This is a genomic window from Pseudonocardia sp. MH-G8, from assembly GCF_002262885.1.
In the GTDB taxonomy this organism is placed as follows: Bacteria; Actinomycetota; Actinomycetes; order Mycobacteriales; family Pseudonocardiaceae; genus Pseudonocardia.
This window is the reverse complement of record NZ_NKYF01000003.1, coordinates 466575-485748: the sequence shown is the minus strand read 5'-3', so window position 1 is coordinate 485748 and position 19174 is coordinate 466575. Positions and strand designations below refer to the sequence as shown.

Below are 19174 nucleotides of genomic sequence, written 5' to 3'. Positions count from 1 at the left end.
GGAAGCGGTCGGAGGCGCTGGGGTAGCCTCGTCTCCGCCGCAGGGGCCCATAGCTCAGTTGGTTAGAGCGCGTCGCTGATAACGACGAGGTCGCTGGTTCAAATCCAGCTGGGCCCACTCTCCGAGCTGCACTCCATCCCTCCGGGACAGGCAGGACGTGATCTGACGTGAAGAAGCTTCTGGCCGTTGCCGTTGCCCTCGCTGCTGGCGCCTTCATCTTCTCCAAGGTGCGTGCCTCGCGCGAGACCGACCTGTGGCACGAGGCCACCAACAGCTGAACCGGGCCGCAGCGCCCGCGCTGAGCGGGTAACGTCCCCGCTCAGCATGGGGACGTAGCTCAATTGGCAGAGCACCGCCTTTGCAAGGCGGGGGTTAGGGGTTCGATTCCCCTCGTCTCCACCACAGCCGAGTGATCTCGCGGCCCTGGTGCCGTTGCCGCCCCGCGCCGGCGATCGGGGCGTCCTTTCCTGGGATCGGCAACGCTCAGGAGGAGGGCAACCGCGCCACGACCACGCCGACGAGGTCGCCGCGCGGGATCGCGCCCCAGCTGACGGAGTCGGCGCTGTCGCGGGCGTCGCCCTTGACGAACACGTGCCCGGCCGGGACCGGCCACGTCGCGTCCGGGCCGTCGATCGTCGCGCCGAACCGGTAGTCGTTCGAGCGCTGGACGGCGCTCAGCCGGTCCAGCGGGACCCGGGCGATCTCGCCGGGTAGTGCCAGCACCCGCTTGATGAACAGCGCCGATCCGTCGCCGCCCGCGACCGCCGGTACCCGCCCGACGACGATCACACCCGGTCGCAGCGGCCGCCACGGGCCCGGACGGACCGCGAGCAGGCGATCGCCGTCGTGCAGCGCGGGGACCATGCTGTCGCCCTGCACCCGGATGATCCGCAGGAGGCGCCCGACCAACCGTGTCCGCGCGGACTGCGGATCGGCCAGCATGAGCGGATCTTAACCCGTCCAGGGATCTCTGGCCGCGGCTGTTCGGTGCGACGACCGTGGACACCGCTCGTGGCGCGGTGGCAGCGCCACCTGAGCGTGTTGCCGGATCGGGGCCTGCGGCCGCGCGATGGTGATCGCTACGAGAAGTACCTGACGTCGCCGCGGCAGCACCCACGCACTGCTCGGACCGATCACCCGGCCCTGATCGCTGCGAGAAGTACCTGACGTCGCCGCGGCAGCACCCACGCACTGCTCGGACCGATCACCCGGCCCTGATCGCTCCGACAAGTACGCCACCGTCGCCGGGCCCGCACCCAGGTACTGCTCGGATCGATCACCCGGCCCTGATCACCCCGACAAGTACGCCACCGTCGCAGCACCCGCAACCAGGTGCTGATCAGACCGATCACCGCGCACCGCGCCCGACCGGCAGCGTCGAACACGGGCGGACGGTCGTGGCCGAAGATCGACCAACCACCATCTGCCCGTGATCGAGCAGCGCCCGCGCTGCGGGCCTGACCCATCCGGCAACAAGCTCCCCCTGCAGCCCATGTCCGATCCCGCCGATCATGGGGGTGGCCATGCCTCGAACCGGCACCGATGATCATCGTGAGGCGGTGGATCGGGACCACCGCAAGGCGCGCGAGCACCCAGCAGCGGCGGGCTCGTCCCCAACAGGCCTGGGCCCGCGCCGGGGACGGCCGCCCACCCAGCCCGGATATTCGGCAGTTCTGCCAACCCGGCCACCCCGCCGACAGGCAGGAGCAGGGGAACCCGGCCGACTACGCGGAAGACCAGGGCCGGGGTGTGGGGCAGTGGTCGCGAGCCGGGAACGGCGCGCCCACTGGAGATTCCACGACGACGTAGAGGTGAGCGGGGTTGGATCTTCCTCCAACCCCCTCACGTCTACGTGGTCATGCAACGGGCACGGAACCTGGACGGCCACGTCCGCAGGATGCGCCACGAGCGCGACCTCAGCGGAGTTGGATCTCCAGCAGACCCCGCTCACGTCTCATTGATCATGCAACGGGCACGTTCCGGAACGCGAGGTGGCCATGATCAGCGGAATGGTGCGAGGGCGACAGATCGAGCGTGCGGCCGGCTCGGGCGTCGGATGCCCGATGGTGATCGCTGCGAGAAGCACCTGACGTCGCCGCGACAGCACCCGCGCACTTCTCGGACCGATCACCGGCCCTGATCACCCCGACAAGTACACCACCGTCGCCGCGCCCGCCCTCAGGTACTGATCGGACCGATCACCGGCCCTGATCGCTCCGACGAGTACGCCACGTCGCAGCGACCGCCGCCAGGTACTGATCGGATCGATCACCTGGCCGTGATGATCGCTCCGACGAGTACGCCACCGTCGCAGCACCCGCACCCAGGTGCTGATCGGATCGATCACCGCGCGCCGCGTCCCGACCAGCAGCGTCGACCATGGGCGGACGGTCGTGGTCGGCGATCGACCGACCACCGTGGGCCGTGATCGACGCAGCGTCCGCGGCGCGGGCCGTGACCGGTTCGGCAACAGGCCCACCTGTGAGAGCTTCGTCATAGCTGGCGATCTTGTGACCGCCGATCACCATTGGCTACGGTGCTGACCCGTTGATAGCCGTCTCGCGCTGCGGGGCCTGAGGCCATCCGGAGCGACGACACGTGATCTACCTGCTGCTGACGGGCCAGTTCGTCACGGCTGGTGTGTTCGCGTTGTCGGCGTACGGCAAGGTGCGGGAGCAGTCGGAGTTCGCGCGGTCATTGGCCGACTTCCACGTGCCGGCGCGGGTGCGTGTTCCGGTCGCGGCGGTGGTGACCGCCGCCGAGGTGGCCGTCGTCCCGCTCGCGCTGCTGCCTGCCACCGCGGTGGTGGGTCTGGCGCTGGGTGCGGTGCTGCTGCTCGGATTCGCGGCTGTCATCGGGCTGACCCTGCGGCGTGGCCGACGCCCACGCTGCCGCTGCTTCGGTGCGGTCGGGGCGCCGTTGCGGGGCGCGCACGTCGCGCGCAACATCGTGCTCGCGGTGATCGCGACCGCTGGTGCCGTCCTCGCGGACACCTACCAGGCGGTGGCACCCTCGATCGGATCGTTCGTGATCACAGGTGTGCTCGCCGCTGCACTGCTCGCCGCCGTCGCCAACTTCGACGATCTGGTCGAGGTCGTCGCTCCCCAGGCCGGCTGAGTACCGCGCGGCCGTTGCCGCTGCCCTTGACTCGTTGGAGGAGTGTTCCCGTGGAACTGGTCGTGGTCGCCCTGGTGGTGCTGGGGCTCCTGGTGGTCGCCAACCTGCTGTTGACGGGTGCGATGGTGCGGCGGCTCGCCGCGCACGAGCGGAAGTTCGCCGCCCTCGGGCCGGCCTACGCTGCGCCGGGCGGGTTGGCCGCCGGTTCGAGGGTGCCCTCGTTCACCGCGGAGACGGTGGATGGCCGGACGGTGGATGCGGGGTTCCTCGGTGACAAGCCCGGGGTGATCGGGTTCTTCTCGACCACCTGCCCGGGGTGCCTGGAGCAGGCGCCGGAGTTCGCGGCCGCGGTGGCGTCCGGGACGTCGGGGTTCGCTGTGGTGTCGGGCGAGGGCGGTGACGAGTTGCTGAGCGTGCTGGAGTCGGTGCCCGTGGTGCGGGAGCCGGATTCCGGCGGTTCGATCGGGTCCGGATTCGAGGTCGACACCTTCCCTTCGTTCTTCGTCGTCGAGGGCGACATGGTGATGTCGGCGGTCCTTTCGACCGCGGAGGCCAAAGAGTTGGTTGCAAAGTAACCCGCTGTCGATCCGATCAGATGTCGGTCGCGCGGCGTACGACTTGCGACCCGCTATCCATGATCGCTAGGGTGCTGTGGACCATTCATTCTGAGAGGATGTGACATCGGGTGGGTATGATGCATCGAATTGCCGATCGAGTGCTCGCGAGGATCGCGCCGGAAGTTCCGGCGGCCGCGTGCAAGGAAGAAAGCTGGTGCCACCGCTACAGCACTGGCTGCGCTATCCGGACCTGCTACTACGGCTGCGGGCGTCCCACCTTCTGCCGCAAGGGCATCGGCTGCGGGCCGAACTGCTAGCAGGCAGTCGCCGCGTGGCGTCGTCCGGCGGTAGTCGAATCCGCTGATCAGCGGATTCGACTACCGCCGGTTCTGTTCCCGGGCTATGGCCTCGCGGGAAGACCCGGATGGGCACCGTCCTGCGGCTGGATTGCCTGGATCTGTTCCGTCGCCGCATCGGCATCGGCATCGGCGTCGTTGTAGCCCGCGGCCTGCATCCGGAACAGTCCGGCGTAGATCCCTCCGCGCGCCATCAGCTCGTCGTGTTGTCCCTGCTCGGCCAGCGCGCCCTCGTCGAGGACGACGATGTGGTCCGCGTCGCGGATACTGCTCATCCGGTGCGAGATCAGCAGGCTCGTGCGTCCTGCGCGATGTCGGCGGATCTGTTCGTGAATCCGGGTCTCGGCCTCGGCGTCGAGCCCGGAGGTGGGCTCGTCGAGGATCATGAGGTCCGGCCGATCGCGGAAGAGGGCGCGGGCGAGGGCGAGGCGTTGCCACTGGCCGCCGGAGACGACGACGCCGGTCTCCGCGTCGTCTTTGTCGGCCTCGCTCATGAACAGCCGGGAGAGCAGGGTGCGGTAGCCGTGTGGCAGTGTGATCAGCTTGTCATGGATTCCGGCACGGCGAGCCGCGGTGACGATCCGGTTGCCGTCCTCGAGCCCGTCCAGGTCGCCGATCCCGATGTTCTCGGAAGCTGTCAGGTCGTATTCCATGTAGTCCTGGAACACGCCCGCGAGCTTGCGCCGCAACGTGTCCGGGTCGAACTCTCGCAGGTCGATGCCATCCCAGTAGATGGCCCCCTGCGTCGGGTCGTAGAACCGGCAGAGCAGTTTGACCAGCGTGGACTTGCCCGCGCCGTTACGGCCGACGAGTCCGACGGCTCGGCCGTGCGGGATGTGCACGGAGATCCCGCGTAGCGCCCACGGGTGGTTGTCGCTGTAGCGGAACCACACATCCCGCAGCTCGATACCCTGCCGCATTGTCGGGGTGGGTCGCGGCCGTGCCGGCACCGGAAGGTCGGGTTCGGAATCGACGATCCGCCGGTAGTGGTCGAACATCAGCAACTGGTTGTGCGCTTCCGCGAAACCCGAGATCAGCCCGCCGACCGCACTTTGCACTCCCATGACACCGCCGATGAACAGGGATACGTCGCCCACGGAGATCTCGCCCTGCGCGGCGGCGCGGATCGCCCAGATCAACCCGCCGCCGACCACCGCGGCGCCCAGCAACGACAACCCGCCTTGGGTCCACGTCTCCCGCAGGTCCATCGCGCGCCGCGCCGAGTCCGAGACGTGGCGTTCGGTCAGCATCCGCCCACGCAGGAAGTCCGACAACCCGTACAGCCGGACCTCCTTGGCCGCGTTCACCTCGGTCAGGAGGCTGCTGTAGAAGAACTCCCTGCGCTCGGCCGGGCCGATCTGCCACTCCATCGCCCCGCGCCTGCGGGACAGCGCCAGCTCCGCGATCAGGACCGGGATCGACGAGGCGAGGACGATGGCCGTCATCACCGGACTGACCACGACGAGCGTCACGACGAACCCGGTGACGGTCAGCGCGCCACCGACCACCAGCAACCCGGAGTTCACGGCCATGGCCGGGGCCCGGGTGCTGTTGTCGGCCAGCCGCAGCCGGTCGAGCGACTCCGGGTCCTCGAATCGGCCGAGCCCGATGAACCGCCCGACCGCCCGGTACAACCGCTCCGTCGAGTACAGGGAGGACGCTCGCTCGATCTGGCCGGTCAGGTACCGGCTCACCTGCGGGACCACCGCCACCGCGGCACCTGCGACCGCCAAGGTGACCGCACCTGACACGAGATCGCCGAAAGCGACCCCGGCCGCCACGCCGTCGAGGATGTTCTTGGTCAACCAGGCGACCAGGACCGGAGCTCCGGCCGATATCGCGGTCGCCACCAGGTAGGCGAGCAGGGAGGCCGGGGCGGCCGCCCACACCTGGGCGAACGCCAACCCGGCGTTGACCAGCAGTTCCCGCCCGCTCGGCCGAGGAGCGCCGCTACCGACCACGTGACGTCACATCCATGCCTGTTGTCAGCATCCGCGGGCGACCCTCCCGAGCCGGCGCGATCGGGGGAGCCGTGCACGGGTAGCCACGCGAAGATCATAGATCGCGCCTGCACCGGTTCGGCGCGCCGCAGAGCGGGCTCAGCGCTCGTCCCGTGAGTGCGCCGCCTCGGTACCAGCACTTGATCGTGTCCTGAAGGGCGTCTGATGCACGCTCCTCCCACCAGGCGCGTCTGCGGGGCACCTAGGCGATGCGGTCGAGGAGTCCTTCGAGGTCCCGCTCGCCGTCGCGGGTCTGCACGCCCGCGGCGACCTGCCGGTGTGCGGTGGTGACGACGTCGTCGCCGAAGAGCGCGTACAGCGAGGTGTTCTCCACCTCGTACGCCTCGTGCGGAACGGTCGGCGCCACCGCGTCGACGGTGGTCTTGATCGCGGCGACGACCGGCGGGCCCACCCGTGCCATCCGGCGCGCCAGGGTGTCGACGAACGCGTCCAGCTCGGCGGCGGGAAGGGCGCGGTTCACCAGGCCGTACCGCTCGGCCGCCTCGGCGTCCACGAGCTGCCCGCCGACGATCAGTTCCAGGGCCCGGGCCCGCCCGACCAGGCGGGTCATGTTCAGCGTGCCGCCGCCGCCGGGGAGGATGCCCAGCAGCGACTCGGGCTGGGCCTGACCCGAGCGGCCGATCGCCGCGAACCGCATGTCGAGGGACATGAGGAACTCGTTGCCGGCGCCGCGCGCGAAGCCGGCGATCTTGCCGATGGTGATCTGCGGGAGAGCGCGCACCTCCACTCCCAACGCCTGGATGATGTTCAAACCGTCCGGGACCGGCGTGTCCGGCGCGGCGGCGATCGCGGCGCGGGTGGCGGTGGGCAGGGCGTCCGGGTCGGTGAGGTAGCCCATGTCGCCGTGTGCGCTGAAGAACTCGTCGTCGGCGCTCTGGAACACGATGACGCGCACGTCCGCGTCGTCGCGTACCTGCCGCACGAACCCGCGCAGCGAGGGCAGCAGGACGGCGTCCATGAGGTTGAGGGGCGGGTGGTCGAGGGTCACGGTCGCGACCCCGTCGGCGATGGCGACGGTGAGGCCGGTCCAGTCGTGGTAGTCCATGACGGGGACTGTATGTATCGGGAGTTGAGTCAGACCATGCCCATGGGCCGCAGAATATTGATCGGTTGCCTCAGGCTGACGGGCATGGCTAGCGTAGCGGGGTGGATCCATTCAGCGACGTGTTGGACGTCTCCGGCGTCAAGGGGGCGCTGAGCACCCGCATCGAGGCCGGCGGCCGCTGGGCGGTCGTCCTGGACGACTACCCGGGGGCGGCCCTGCACGCCGTGACCGCGGGCCGGGCCTGGCTCACGGTGCCGGGGAGGGAGCCGGTGGAGCTGGCGACCGGCGACGTCGTGCTGCTCCCGGCAGGCACCCTGCACGGTCTCGGCGACGAGCCGGGAGATCCGGACGGGACCGGTCGCCGCAGGTGCGAGCACGCCACGGCTCGCGGGCGCGGTGCCGGCGATCTGATCCGGCTCGGGTCGTCGCCGGTCACCACCCGGATCGTGACCATCCACTACGACTGCGATCCGGCCGCGCTCACGCAGGTGCTGGCGGTCCTGCCCGGCATCGTCCATGTGCGGTCGGCGACCGGCACGACCGGCCTGGACGACACCGTACGCATGCTCGCTCGGGAGCTGGCCCACCCGCAGATCGCCACCCGGGCGGTCCTCAAGAGCCTGGTCGACGTGGTGCTGGTGCAGATGCTGCGGGCCTGGCTCGCCGAGAATCCCCCGGCGTGCCTCGGCACGTGGCTGGGCGCGCTCTACGACCCCGTGGTCGGCAAGGCGCTGGAACGCCTGCACGAGGATCCGGCCACGCCGTGGACGACGGCGACGCTGGCGGCGGCCACCTCGGTCTCGCGGGCGACCCTCGCGCGCCGGTTCCCGGCGGCGACCGGCGCGACACCGGCGGCATACCTGGCGAACTGGCGGATGGATCTGGCCGCGGTCCGCCTGCGCGACACGCACGACTCCCTCGAGGTGATCACCGCTGCCGTCGGGTACGGATCGGTGCCGGCGTTCTCCCGCGCATTCACCCGTGCCCACGGGCGGACGCCGGGTCGCTACCGCAGCGAGGCGCGCACCCACCACGTGCCGGCCTTCCGGCTGCATCAGCCCTCGCTGTCGAGCCTCACCGTCGACGCGGGCTGAGGCGTGGGACAGGGTTTCGTGCCCCCCGCAGGCTCAGCCCTGGCGGGTGGGTCGGATGGTCAGGTCCCCGATCTCGACGTCGTCGGGCTGGTCGATCACGAATGCGATCGCCCGGGCCACCGCTGCGGCGTCGATGCCGAGCTCAGCCATGTTCCCCCTCATCTGCTCGCGCACGGCCGGATCGTCGACGGCGGTGTCGATCAGCTCGGTGCGGACGTAGCCAGGGGAGATCGACGTCGTCCGCAGGACGCCGTCGGTGCTCTCCTGCCGCAGCCCTTCCAGGAGGGTGCGCACCGCGTTCTTCGTCCCGGCGTACACCGCCTGAGTGGGGACGATCTTCAGGCCGGAGGTCGAGACGACGGTGACGAGGTGGCCACTGCCCTGACCGCGGAACACCGGCAGGGCTGCGGCGATCCCGTGCAGGATGCCCTTGACGTTCACGTCGACCATCGCCGACCAGCCCTCGATATCCAGGTCCGCAACGGTGCTGATCTTGGTGACCCCGGCGTTGCCGACCAGGACGTCCAGGCGGTCGAAGCGCTCGACGGCGAGGGCGACGAGAGAATGGAGGTCGTCGGGACGGGTGACGTCCACGCGCGTGGCGGCCGCCTTTCCGCCGGCGGCCTCGATCTCGGAGACCAGCCGGTCCAGTCGGTCGGTGCGGCGGGCGCCGAGGACGACGGTCGCACCGAGTGATGCGAGGTGGCGAGCGGTTGCTTCACCGATCCCGCTGCTGGCGCCGGTGATGGCGATGACCTTGCCGTGGAGGGGCATGAAGATCCTTCGACTAGACGGACAAGTGTCCGGTTAGTCGTCGAACCTAGTGGACACGTGTCCGTTTCTCAAGTCGCAGGGGATCGCGGAGTGATCGCTACGGCACACCGACCCCAGGTCCGGCCGCGTCGAGGAACGCGAGCAGGTCCGTGGATCAGCGGGCGTGCTCCACGGCCCACTCCAGAACGTCGTCTGCGATCCGCTCCCAGCCCTTCTGCGCCGGGAGCAGGTGCGCGTACCCCTCGTACTGCTTGTGCTCGGTGACGGTGTTCGACTTGTAGTGCCTGGCGTTGGACCGCTGGATGCTCGGCGGCATGATGTGGTCCTCCGAGCCCGAGACGAACAGCAGCGGTGCCCGGTCGTCGTTGTGGTAGTCGACCCAGGTGTCCTGGTGTCCGGGCTGGAAGTTCGCCAGGACACCGCCCCAGAGGATCCCGCCGTTCGCGGGGATGTGATAGCGCTCGTAGAGCGCCCGGGCTTCCTCTTCGCTGAACGTGTTCGTGAAGGCGTACCGCCAGCCCTCGAAGTCGAGGCCGACGGCCTTGTGCCGGTTGGACGGGCTCTTCAGCACGGGGAACGTCGATTTCACCTGGGACAGTGGCACGACCCGCACACCCTCGGTGGGTGCGGAGTTGAGCGCGACGCCGGCGGCGCCGTGACCGCGGTCGAGCAGGATCTGGGTGAAGGCCCCGCCCGCGGAGTGGCCCATGATGATCGGGGCCGTGTCCAGCTCGCGGATCGCTGCTTCGAGCTTCTCGATGATCGCCGGAACGGTGACATCGATGATGATCTGTGGGTCGGCGCGCAGCGCCTCCACCTCGACCTCGAAGCCCGGGTAGCCGGGCGCGAGCACCCGATATCCCTTCGCCTCGTAGTAGCTGGTCCAGTTCTCCCAGCTGCGTGGGGTGACCCAGAAGCCGTGGACCAGAACGATGGTGTCGGGTGTCATGACCGCCCTCTCGACTCGGGAGAACGAGTGTCGGGCCGACGCGGGGTGACCAGCACCACTCTGCACGCCATACTTCGACCGGATCCGGCCAAGGAGGCACAGGTGGAGCGTCATCGCGTTGCGATCGTCGTTCTGGGTGGGACGTTCGTCCTCGACCTCGCGATCGCGGTGCAGGCGTTCGGTCGTCGCCCGTCGGTGTTCGCCAAGATCCGCGATGAGCCGGAGGCGCCCTACGACGTCGTGCTCTGCGGGTCCGCGTCGGTGCCGACCTCGCTCGGCTTCACCATCGGTGACCTGCAGCCGGTCGAGGCGATCGCCGGCGCCGACATCGTCGTCGTGCCCGGCCTCGAGGCACCGTCGGCGCCGCAGGACCCCGCTGTGCTCTCCGCGGTAGCGGCGGCGGCCGCCGCGGGGGCGCGGTTGGTGTCGCTGTGTGCCGGAGCGTTCGTCCTCGGCCAGGCCGGGGTGGTCGACGGCCGCCGTGTCACCACGCATTGGGCGCTCGCCGACGAGTTCCGCACCGCGTTCCCGCGTGCGCATCTGATGGAGCACGAGATGTACGTGGACGACGGGCAGATCCTGTCCTCCGGCGGCATGCTCGCCGCGGCGGACCTCTGTCTCCACGTCCTGCGGAAGGACCACGGCCAGGCGTACGCGAACGACGTGTCCCGGCTGCTCATCAGTCCGCCACACCGGAGCGGTGGTCAGGCGCAATATGCCAAGGCCCTGCCCCGGCCGATGTCGGGATCGCTGTCGCCCGTCCTGGAATGGGTCGCCGGGAACATCGCCGAGGCCATGACCCTCAAGGAGATCGCGACCCGGGCCAGCATCAGCCCGCGGACACTGGAACGGCGATTCCGCGCGGAGACGGGTGACAGCGTGGCGGGCTGGATCGCGCGCCGCCGCGTCGAGCGCGCGCGGGAGCTGCTGGAGGATTCGGATCTGAGCGTGACCCAGGTGGCGCACGCAGCGGGCTTCGGCTCGACCCAGTCCCTACGTCGGCACTTCCTCACCGAAACCGGCACCAGCCCGCGGAACTACCGTGACACGTTCCGCTCCAAGCCTGCGCCGGACCGCGCTCCGCAGCCGTGATCAGCGCCGGCCCGGTGGGCTCCCCGCGGGGCACGCGCCCGGTCCCGCTGGCGACGACGCTGCTACTCGAGATCTGATGGGCCGTAGACCACCAGCGTCAGGTCGGGGCGCTCGGCCGGGTGCAGGGCGGTGTGGGTCAGCGTGAGGACGCCGTGCTCCGGGTGACGGACCCGCTTGATTCCCGATCGGACGTCGCGCACGTCCTGGCGCGTCCACCACCGGGCGGCATCGGCGGAGGTCTCCCGCAGCTGCGCCACGACCTCCGCGATCCGCCTGTCGTCCGGATGGCAGGCGTTCGCCCAGCGCAGCCGCGCGAGCAGGCCGAGCGCCACCTCTTCGTGGTCGACCAGCAGCTCCTCCGCGGCCGGGTCGCCGAACACCCACAGCGCGAGATTCGGTACGGCACCGCAGAAGAGCGACCTCGCGGCAGCGTTGATGGCGAGGATGTCGAAGCTCGCCGCCGTGACGTAGGCGGGGCGCGGATCGACCGCGTCGACGAGGTCCGCAAGTCCCGGGTCGATCCGCTCCGGACCGGCGGCCGGACCTTCCGGGGCGAGGCCGGCGAGACGGAACAAGTGGTCGCGCTCGTCGTCGGTCAGCCCCAGCGTGCCCGCGACGGCACCGAGCACCTGCGCCGACGGGCGGACCGGCCGGCCTTGCTCGAGGAAGGTGTACCAGCTGGTGCTCACCCCGGACACCAGCGCGACCTCCTCCCGGCGGAGTCCGGGTGTCCGCCGTCGGCCTCCGCCGGGCAGGCCGACGTCAGCCGGGGAGCGACGTTCGCGCCTGTGCCGCAGGAAGCTCCCGAGCTCGGAGACGGACCGCCGCGACGCGCGACCGTCGGGGGAAGCGGTCACAGGTACCTCCGATACCAGGATGAAGAGCGTATCAATACCAGGAAAGCCGCGGGGCAGGCTCGTCGTCATGCGTGCATGGATGCTCGATGAACCCGGTGCTCCGCTCCGCGTGGCGGACCTCGACGAGCCGCGGCTGCGCCCGGGTGGGGTGCTGCTCGAGGTTCTCGCGGTCCACGTGCCCTCCTACACCGATGCCGTCACGAAGGCGGGCCCGCGGGGCGGGGTCCCGACCCCGCTGGTGCTCGGCGTCGGCGGGATCGGGCGGGTGCTGGCGGTCGGCGAGGACGTGTTCGGGTTCGCGGTCGGCGATGTGGTGGCGCACATCGGCGTGCTCGGCTCGGACGACGTGGTCGATCCGCAGGAGTTCCTGGTGGGCTGGACCGGGATCGGTGGTCGGGGCGAGCGCACTCCGACGGTCGCGGTGATGCAGGAGCGGTGGCGCGATGGCTCGTTCGCCGAGCGGATGCTCGCCCCGGCCGCCGCGCTGGTCCGGCTGCCCGGCGCGTGCGGCGCGCCGGGCGAGGCCCTGGTGGGCTGGTTCGCGGTCGCGGCCGAGGGACTCGACCGGGCGGGTCTGGCGGCGGGTCACGACGTCGCCGTGCTCGGCGCGACCGGGCAGCTCGGGACGGCGGGTGTGCACCTGGCGCTGGCACACGGGGCGGCGCGGGTCGCTGCGGTCGGCCGCAACCCGGCGGTGCTGGAGCGGCTGGCCGCCCTCGACCCCCGGGTGCAGCCGGTTCCGCTGACCGACCGCGCGGGGACCGCGGCGGCCATCGGCGAGGTCGACGTCGTGCTCGACGCGCTCGGACCGGTGCCCAGCGCCGATCCGACGCTGGCGGGTGTCGACGCGCTGCGGTCCGGCGGGACGATGGTGTTGGTCGGCGGGGTGCGCCGGGACCTCCCGATCCCGTACGGCGCGGTGATGCGCCGGCGTCTGCGGCTGGTCGGGTCGTGGATGTTCCGGCGGGAGACGCTGCTCCGCGTGTGGCGCCTGGTGGCCGCCGGTGCCGTCGACCTCGGCGCGCTCGAGCCTGCCACGGTGGGTCTCGACGACCCTGCGGCCGCGCTGGGCCTCGCCGCTCGCACCGGGGGAGCGGGCGTCGTCGTACTGGTGCCCGGACGGGCAGGGTCGAGCATCCGTTCCTGTGCCTCCAGCGGGCCGCTCGTCGGATGATCGACGCCGGCCGAGGTCCAGATCATCCTGGGCAGGCGGAATCACCGGGCGGCACCCCCGCGTGGGTGAGCCTGCCCATGATCAGTGCCAGCGGCGCCCACGCATCCCGGCCCCGCCCGACCACCGCGAACGCCCGCAGCAGCACGTCGGGCTCGCGAAGGGCGAGCAGTTGCACACCGGGTCGCATCGACACCCCCTCGGGCAGCAGGCCCACCCCGAGGCCTTCGGCGACCAGGTCCTGAACCAGGTCGAGGCTGTCGGCGCGGTGCACGATCCGGGGGGTGAACCCGGCGTACGCGGCCAGCGCGGCGACCACCCGCTCGTCCGCGTCGTTGCGCGAGTTCACGATCCAGTCGTGGTCGCGGTGGCGATCCACGGTCGAGACGGCGGGGAGGTCCTCCATCGCGGGCTCCGCCGGTCTTCCGAGGCCCCACCGGGCCGTCCACAGCGGGGTGACCTCGAACCGGTCGTCGACGGTGCGCGGGGCGAGCGCGTAGTCGTACACGAGGGCGAGGTCGACCGCGTCCTCGGCGAGCAGGTCCAGCGCTTCGGCGGGCTCGTGCTCGGCGATCAGCATCCGGACGCGGGTGCCGTCCAGCGAGGCCAGCAGGGGGAGCAGCGAGCGTCGGATCGCCGTCGCGAACCCGGCGACCCGCACGGTGCCCGCGGGTTCGGCGTCCGCGTCCAGGTCCGCCCGGGCCGCATCGACCGCCGCCAGGATCGTGAGGCCGTGGTCGGCCAACCGCCGCCCGGCAGGCGTGAGCCGCACCCGACGCCCCGCCGGCTCCAGCAGCACGGTCCCGGTCTCCCGGGCGAGCGCGGCGATCTGCTGCGACACCGTCGACGTCGTGACGTCCATCTCCTCGGCCACCTCGCGCATCGAGCCGAGCCGGGCCAGCGCGACGAGGAGCTCCAGGCGTCGCGTTTCCATCCACAAATCATGAACAGTCTGTGCATGGAAGTCACGTGGACGCGAACGATCGGATGACCTCTACTGGTTGCCGTGAGCACCTCTCCGGGTTCCGGCGCGCGGCTGGGCTCCGCTTTCGCCGTGGTCGCCATGCTGTGCGTCCAGCTCGGCCTCGCCGCGTCGATCGGGCTGATCGACCGGCTCGGCACCGGGGGGACCGCCTGGCTGCGGCTGGCGTGGGCCGGGCTCCTGCTGGCGGTCCTCGTTCGCCCGCCGCTGCGCCAGTTCACCCGCCAAGGCCTGCTGACCTGCGCACTCCTCGGCGTGGTGACGGCGGGCCTCACGTTCTTGTTCATGGCCGCCGTCGCGCGGATCCCCCTCGGGACCGCGAGCGCATTGGAGTTCCTCGGACCGCTGGGCGTCGCGGTCGCGCGGGGCCGTGGGCCGGCACGCCTGTGGGCGCTCGTCGCGGCGGCCGGGGTGCTGCTGCTCACCGAGCCGTGGCACGGCGGGGCCGATCCGGTGGGCGTCGGGTTCGCGCTGGCCGCGGCTGCCTGCTGGGCCGGCTACATCGTGCTGACGCAGAAGGTCGGCGACGAGGCGACCGGGCTGCGCGGCCTCGCCGTCTCGATGCCCGTGGCGGGCCTCACCGCCACCGTCGTCGTCGCGCTGACGGACGCACCGGCCGTGCTCGGCGCTCTCGACGCGCAGCTGCTGCTGATCGGGCTGGGGCTCGCCGTGCTGCTACCGGTGGTTCCCTTCAGCCTGGAGATGGTGGCGCTGCGCAGGCTCACCGCGGCGGCGTTCGGCACGCTGATGGCGCTCGAACCGGCGATCGCGCTGGTCATCGGGCTGGTCGCGCTGCACCAGGTGCCGGGCCGGAGCGCCGTCGTCGGGATCGGGTTGGTGGTCGCCGCCGGTGTCGGCGCCGAACGAAGCGGCGTCCGCGAGCACGGGATCAGACGTTCGGCCAGGCGATCTCGCTCCTCACCCGTACTGAGAGCCACACTGAGCCCATGGATCTTGCGGAGACGTTCACGTGGGAGGGGCGGCGCATCGCGTGGGGACGCGCCGGGACGGGGCCTGCGGTGGTCTTCTGCCACGGCACTCCCTGGTCGTCGTGGCTGTGGCGGCCCTTCGCCGAGGCGTTGAGCGGCGATTTCACCGTGTACCTGTGGGACATGCCCGGCTACGGGCGGTCCTCGAAGGACGCCGAGCACGCGGTCGACTTCGGTGTCCAGGCGCGGGCGTTCGCGGCGTTGCTCGACCACTGGGGTCTCGACCGGCCGCACGTCGTCGCCCACGACTACGGCGGGGCCGTCTCGCTGCGCGCGCACCTCGTCCACGAGGTGCCCTACGCATCGCTGCTGATGGCCGACGTCGTGGCGATCCCGCCGGCGGGATCGCCGTTCTTCCGGCTGGTCCAGCAGCACCCGGACGTCCTCGCGCAGGTTCCGCCCTATATCCATGAGGCCCTGGTCAGGGCCTATGTCGGCAACGCCGGCCATCGCGGCCTGCACCCCGAGGACCTCGCGGAGCTCGTCGGCCCCTGGCTGGGTGAGGACGGGCAGCCGGCGTTCTACCGGCAGATCGCGGCGTTCGACGAGCGCTACCTCGAGGAGAACGAGGCGCTGCTGGGCAGGATCGACATCCCCGTGCGGGTCCTGTGGGGAGTCGAGGACACCTGGATCCCCGTGGCCACCGGCGAGCGCATCGTCGCGGGCATTCCCGGCGCCGAGCTGGTCCGCGTCCCGCGAGCAGGCCACCTGATCCACCTGGACGCCCCGGTCCCGCTGGCGACGACGCTGCAGAATTGGCTCATGGCCAACGCCGGCCCTGCGACGAACGACGCTTCCGTCGGCTAGGTGTCGACGAGAGTTTGCAGGCGCGTGTCAGTGGATCGCCGGCTCCGGGGCGCCTGCGCCCGCCAGGAAATCGAAGTCGCAGCCCTTGTCGGCCTGCGTCACGTGCCTCGCGAACAGGGCGCCGTAGCCGCGGGCCGGTGGTGGGGCCGGTGGCCGCCACGCGTCCCGGCGCCGGGCCAGCTCGTCGGCGGGCACCTGCAGGTCCAGCCGGCGCTCGGGCACGTCCAGCTCGATGAGGTCGCCGTCGCGGACCAGGGCCAGCGGGCCGCCCGCCGCCGACTCCGGGGCGACGTGCAGCACGCAGGTGCCGTAGCTCGTGCCGCTCATGCGCGCGTCGGAGATCCGCACCATGTCCGTGACACCGCGCTGCAACAGCTTCTTCGGGATGGGCAGCTGTCCCCACTCGGGCATGCCGGGCCCGCCGATCGGGCCGGCGCCGCGCAGGACGAGCACCGAGTTCTCGTCCACGTCGAGGTCGTCGGCGTCGATGCGCGCGGCGAGGTCGTCGTAGTCGTCGAAGACGAGCGCGGGCCCGGTGTGTTTCAGCAGGTGCGGGCTCGCGGCCGTCGTCTTGATCACGCAGCCGTTCGGGGCGAGGCTGCCGCGCAGCACGGCGAGGGCGCCCTCGGGCGACAGCGCGCGATCCCGCGGCCGGATGATGTCGTCGTCGTGCACGGTGGCGCCCGCGATGTTCTCGCCGAGCGTGGCCCCGTTGACGGTGTGCGCGTCGAGCTCCAGCAGGTCCGACAGCTGCGCCAGCAGTGCGCGCAACCCGCCTGCGTCGTGGAAGTCGGCCATCAGGTACGCGCCCGACGGGCGGATGTTGGCCAGCACGGGGGTCCGCCGCGCGACGGCGTCGAACGCGTCGAGCGGCAGGTCCACGCCCGCACGCCCGGCCATCGCCACCAGGTGCACCACCGCGTTCGTCGAGCCGCCCAGGGCCATGACCGTGGTGACGGCGTTGGTGAAGGCGGCGGACGTGAGCACCTGCTCGGGCCGCAGGTCCTCCCAGACCATGTCGACGATCCGGCGCCCGGAGGCCACCGCCATCCGCGCGTGCCCGGAGAACGCGGCGGGCACCGACGACGCGCCGGGCAGGGTGAGCCCCAGCGCCTCGGCGGCGGCCGTCATGGTGCTGGCCGTGCCCATCGTCATGCAGTGGCCGGGGGAGCGGGCGATGCCGCCCTCGATCGCGTTCCAGTCCTCCTCGCTGATCGCGCCCGTGCGCTTGCGGTCCCAGTACTTCCACGTGTCGGAGCCGCTGCCGAGCACCTCGGAACCCCACCGGCCGGGCAGCATCGGACCCGCAGGCAGGAAGACGAACGGCAGACCCATGCTCGTGGCGCCCATGACCAGGCCCGGGGTGGTCTTGTCGCAGCCGCCCATGAGCACGGCGCCGTCCACCGGGTGCGAGCGCAGCAGTTCCTCGGCCTCCATCGCGAGCATGTTGCGGTAGAGCATGGTGGTCGGCTTCTGGAACGGCTCCGACAGCGACATCGCCGGCAGCTCCACCGGGAACCCGCCCGCCTGCCACACCCCGCGCTTGACCTCCTCGGCCCGGTCGCGGAAGTGCGTGTGGCACGGGTTGAGATCGCTCCAGGTGTTGAGGACGCCGATCACCGGACGGCCGGTGTAGTCCTGCGCGTCGAAGCCCATCTGCTGCGCCCGCGAGCGGTGCCCGAAGGAACGCAGGTCGCGCGCCCCGAACCACCGGTGGCTGCGCAGCTCCTCGGGGGCGCGCCTCATGACGACCCGAGCAGCTCGCCGAGGGTGGCGGCGGGGGTGATGACGTCCGGATCGGTGCGCACGGCCACCACCGCGGGCCGGCGGCCGGCGACCGCGCGGCGCAGCGCGTCGTCGAGCCCGGCCGCGTCGCCGACCCCGTAAGCGTCGGCTCCGAGGCCCTCCGCCCAGCGCACGAGGTCGACGCCGGAGATGTCGACGCCGGACGTGCGGCCCAGGTCACGGGCCTGGTGCATGGCGATCGTCCCGTACATGCCGTTCTGCAGGACGACGACCACGGCGGGGGCGCCGAGGCGCACGGCCGTCTCGATCTCCTGGCCGGTCATGAGGACGCCGCCGTCGCCCACCACCGCCACGGCGGTGCGGTCCGGGGCGGCCAGCGCCGCCGCGACCGCGGCGGGCACCGCGTAGCCCATGGCCCCGTTGACCGGCGCCAGCTGGGTGGTGGTCGGCGGGAACCGCCAGTACCGGTGCAGGAACGCGGCGAAGTTGCCCGCGTCGTTGGTGACGATCGCGTCGGCGGGCAGGGCGCGGTGCAGTGCGGTGATGACGTCGGTGGGGTGCACCCCGGCGCCGGCGGCCGTGGGAACGGCGGTGGACCAGGCGTCGACGCCGGCGTGCGCCGCGCTCCAGTCCACGGGACGCGCTGCGCCGGGGTGGTCGGCCAGTGCCGCGAGGACGTCCGCCGGCTCGGCGTCGATGCCGCCGGCGCCGTACCGGCCGATGTGCACGACCTCGCAGCCGGGCGCGGGCAACCGGTAGCGCTGGGTGGTGATCTCGTCGAGCCGGGTGCCGACGACGAGCAGCAGGTCCGCGCCGGACGTCGCGTCCGCGGTCTCCGGTGGCACCGTCAGGCCGAGGTGGCCGAGGAACTGCGGGTGCTCGACGGGGAACGCGTCCTGGCGGCGGAAGGATGTGCACACCCCGATGCCGAAGCGCTCGGCCACGCGTACCAGTTCGTCGCGGGCGGCGCGGGAGCCCTCCCCGGCGATGGCGACCGGCCGGCGGGCGCGCAGCAGTCGCTCGGCGAGGTCCGCGACGGCGTCGGGGTCCGGCGGGGCCGGCACCGGGGTGGCCGGTGCGGCGATCGGGACGTCACCCAGCTCGACGTCGACGACGTCGCTGGGCAGCGCGATCGCCACCGGGCCGGGCCGTCCGGTCGTCGCGATCTCCCAGCCCTTCGCCACGAGGCCGGGGACGTCCTGCGCCCGCTCCGCCGTCACCGCCCACTTCGTGATCGGGCCGTAGAAGGCGGTCAGGTCGACCTCCTGGAACGCCTCGCGCCCGCGCAGCTCGGAGTCGACCTGGCCGAGCAGCACGATCATCGGCGTGGAGTCCTGGTGGGCGGTGTGCACCCCGATCGCGAGGTTCGACGAGCCCGGTCCCCGGCTGGCCATGGCCACCGCGGGTACGCCGGTGAGCCGCGCGTCGGCGTCGGCCATGAAGGCGGCACCCGACTCGTGGCGCACCGACACCAGCTGCATCTGCGGGTGGTGGGCGATCTCGTCGATGAGGGCGAGGAACGACTCGCCGGGCACGGTGTAGCAGCGCCGGGCGCCTGCCTCGGCGAGCAGGTTCGCCACTGCGGCGGCGACGGTCGGCATCAGAACGTTCTCCTTC

Annotated in this window: 17 protein-coding genes and 2 tRNA genes; 10 read left to right on the top strand and 9 right to left on the bottom strand. The window is 71.5% G+C overall.

The annotated features are described in order from the left end of the window. The first annotated feature begins 43 nt into the window (after positions 1-43). The 3 genes from CFP66_RS11775 to CFP66_RS11770 all read left to right on the top strand — a co-directional run bounded on the left by CFP66_RS11775 (position 44) and on the right by CFP66_RS11770 (position 402). Positions 44-117: transfer RNA gene (locus tag CFP66_RS11775), tRNA-Ile, on the top strand. 50 nt (positions 118-167) lie between these two features. Further along, entirely contained in the window at positions 168-278 is a 111-nt protein-coding gene (locus CFP66_RS49130; protein WP_211366403.1) for a DLW-39 family protein, read from the top strand. A gap of 48 nt (positions 279-326) precedes the next feature. After that, positions 327-402, top strand: a tRNA-Ala gene (locus tag CFP66_RS11770). An 81-nt stretch (positions 403-483) separates the two neighbouring features. On the opposite strand, the gene lepB is transcribed toward CFP66_RS11770, so the two are convergent. Further along, complete coding sequence (lepB, locus tag CFP66_RS11765; RefSeq protein WP_094922962.1) at positions 484-942, bottom strand: signal peptidase I; 459 nt, start codon at positions 940-942, stop codon at positions 484-486. Positions 943-2598: 1656 nt separating this feature from the next. Here lepB and CFP66_RS11750 point away from each other — a divergent pair. Beyond that, positions 2599-3117 carry a MauE/DoxX family redox-associated membrane protein gene (locus CFP66_RS11750; RefSeq protein WP_094922956.1) on the top strand — a complete coding sequence of 173 codons (519 nt, stop codon included), beginning with the start codon at positions 2599-2601 and terminating at the stop codon, positions 3115-3117. A gap of 50 nt (positions 3118-3167) precedes the next feature. Then, positions 3168-3692: a redoxin domain-containing protein gene (locus CFP66_RS11745; RefSeq protein WP_094922954.1), complete on the top strand. Its 525-nt coding sequence runs from the start codon at positions 3168-3170 to the stop codon at positions 3690-3692. 382 nt (positions 3693-4074) lie between these two features. Here CFP66_RS11745 and CFP66_RS11740 read toward each other — a convergent pair whose 3' ends face one another. Next, entirely contained in the window at positions 4075-5991 is a 1917-nt protein-coding gene (locus CFP66_RS11740; protein WP_094922951.1) for an ABC transporter ATP-binding protein, read from the bottom strand. Between the two features lie 241 nt (positions 5992-6232). After that, a complete protein-coding gene (locus CFP66_RS11735) occupies positions 6233-7096 on the bottom strand; it encodes an enoyl-CoA hydratase/isomerase family protein (RefSeq protein WP_094922948.1) in 864 nt (287 codons plus the stop codon). A 101-nt stretch (positions 7097-7197) separates the two neighbouring features. Here CFP66_RS11735 and CFP66_RS11730 point away from each other — a divergent pair, with 101 nt between their 5' ends. Next, entirely contained in the window at positions 7198-8190 is a 993-nt protein-coding gene (locus CFP66_RS11730) for an AraC family transcriptional regulator (protein WP_094922944.1), read from the top strand. Positions 8191-8223: 33 nt separating this feature from the next. Here the strand turns inward: CFP66_RS11730 and CFP66_RS11725 are convergent, their stop codons facing one another. Both CFP66_RS11725 and CFP66_RS11720 read right to left on the bottom strand, forming a co-directional pair. Beyond that, a complete protein-coding gene (locus tag CFP66_RS11725; RefSeq protein ID WP_094922942.1) occupies positions 8224-8964 on the bottom strand; it encodes an SDR family oxidoreductase in 741 nt (246 codons plus the stop codon). A 154-nt stretch (positions 8965-9118) separates the two neighbouring features. Next, the gene (locus tag CFP66_RS11720) at positions 9119-9913 is read right to left on the bottom strand and encodes a carboxylesterase (protein WP_094923135.1); all 795 of its coding nucleotides are present in this window, start codon (positions 9911-9913) and stop codon (positions 9119-9121) included. A 102-nt stretch (positions 9914-10015) separates the two neighbouring features. On the opposite strand from CFP66_RS11720, the gene CFP66_RS11715 reads away from it, so the two are divergent. Further along, positions 10016-11005 carry a GlxA family transcriptional regulator gene (locus CFP66_RS11715; protein WP_158228071.1) on the top strand — a complete coding sequence of 330 codons (990 nt, stop codon included), beginning with the start codon at positions 10016-10018 and terminating at the stop codon, positions 11003-11005. 62 nt (positions 11006-11067) lie between these two features. Here CFP66_RS11715 and CFP66_RS11710 read toward each other — a convergent pair whose 3' ends face one another. Next, positions 11068-11862, bottom strand: a complete 795-nt coding sequence (locus CFP66_RS11710) for a helix-turn-helix transcriptional regulator (RefSeq protein WP_233159338.1) — start codon at positions 11860-11862, stop codon at positions 11068-11070. Between the two features lie 67 nt (positions 11863-11929). Between CFP66_RS11710 and CFP66_RS11705 the strand changes: the two genes are divergently transcribed. Then, a complete protein-coding gene (locus CFP66_RS11705; protein ID WP_094922938.1) occupies positions 11930-13036 on the top strand; it encodes a zinc-binding dehydrogenase in 1107 nt (368 codons plus the stop codon). 22 nt (positions 13037-13058) lie between these two features. Here the strand turns inward: CFP66_RS11705 and CFP66_RS11700 are convergent, their stop codons facing one another. Further along, positions 13059-13967 (bottom strand): LysR family transcriptional regulator, encoded by a 909-nt coding sequence (locus tag CFP66_RS11700; protein WP_094922936.1) that lies wholly within the window; start codon positions 13965-13967, stop codon positions 13059-13061. Positions 13968-14039: 72 nt separating this feature from the next. On the opposite strand from CFP66_RS11700, the gene CFP66_RS11695 reads away from it, so the two are divergent. Together CFP66_RS11695 and CFP66_RS11690 are read left to right on the top strand one after the other, a co-directional pair. After that, on the top strand, positions 14040-15098 hold the full coding sequence (locus CFP66_RS11695; protein ID WP_233159337.1) for a DMT family transporter: 1059 nt from the start codon (positions 14040-14042) through the stop codon (positions 15096-15098). After that, positions 15035-15811, top strand: coding sequence for an alpha/beta fold hydrolase (locus tag CFP66_RS11690; RefSeq protein ID WP_233159336.1), 777 nt, complete (start codon positions 15035-15037; stop codon positions 15809-15811). Before CFP66_RS11695 ends, CFP66_RS11690 begins: the two co-directional genes overlap by 64 nt. Before the next feature lie 27 nt (positions 15812-15838). Here CFP66_RS11690 and araD read toward each other — a convergent pair whose 3' ends face one another. Together araD and CFP66_RS11680 are read right to left on the bottom strand one after the other, a co-directional pair. Next, positions 15839-17557: an L-arabinonate dehydratase gene (gene araD, locus CFP66_RS11685; RefSeq protein WP_094922933.1), complete on the bottom strand. Its 1719-nt coding sequence runs from the start codon at positions 17555-17557 to the stop codon at positions 15839-15841. Next, entirely contained in the window at positions 17554-19158 is a 1605-nt protein-coding gene (locus CFP66_RS11680) for a thiamine pyrophosphate-dependent enzyme (RefSeq protein ID WP_094922931.1), read from the bottom strand. The genes araD and CFP66_RS11680 overlap by 4 nt, the downstream gene beginning before the upstream one ends. Between the last annotated feature and the right edge of the window lie 16 nt (positions 19159-19174).

Coding starts and splice junctions, on each gene's coding strand:
- lepB (WP_094922962.1), bottom strand. CDS start 942: ATGCTGGCCGATCCGCAGTCCGCGCGGACACGGTTGGTCGGGCGCCTC.
- CFP66_RS11735 (WP_094922948.1), bottom strand. CDS start 7,096: ATGGACTACCACGACTGGACCGGCCTCACCGTCGCCATCGCCGACGGG.
- CFP66_RS11725 (WP_094922942.1), bottom strand. CDS start 8,964: ATGCCCCTCCACGGCAAGGTCATCGCCATCACCGGCGCCAGCAGCGGG.
- CFP66_RS11720 (WP_094923135.1), bottom strand. CDS start 9,913: ATGACACCCGACACCATCGTTCTGGTCCACGGCTTCTGGGTCACCCCA.
- CFP66_RS11705 (WP_094922938.1), top strand. CDS start 11,930: ATGCGTGCATGGATGCTCGATGAACCCGGTGCTCCGCTCCGCGTGGCG.
- CFP66_RS11700 (WP_094922936.1), bottom strand. CDS start 13,967: ATGGAAACGCGACGCCTGGAGCTCCTCGTCGCGCTGGCCCGGCTCGGC.
- araD (WP_094922933.1), bottom strand. CDS start 17,557: ATGAGGCGCGCCCCCGAGGAGCTGCGCAGCCACCGGTGGTTCGGGGCG.
- CFP66_RS11680 (WP_094922931.1), bottom strand. CDS start 19,158: ATGCCGACCGTCGCCGCCGCAGTGGCGAACCTGCTCGCCGAGGCAGGC.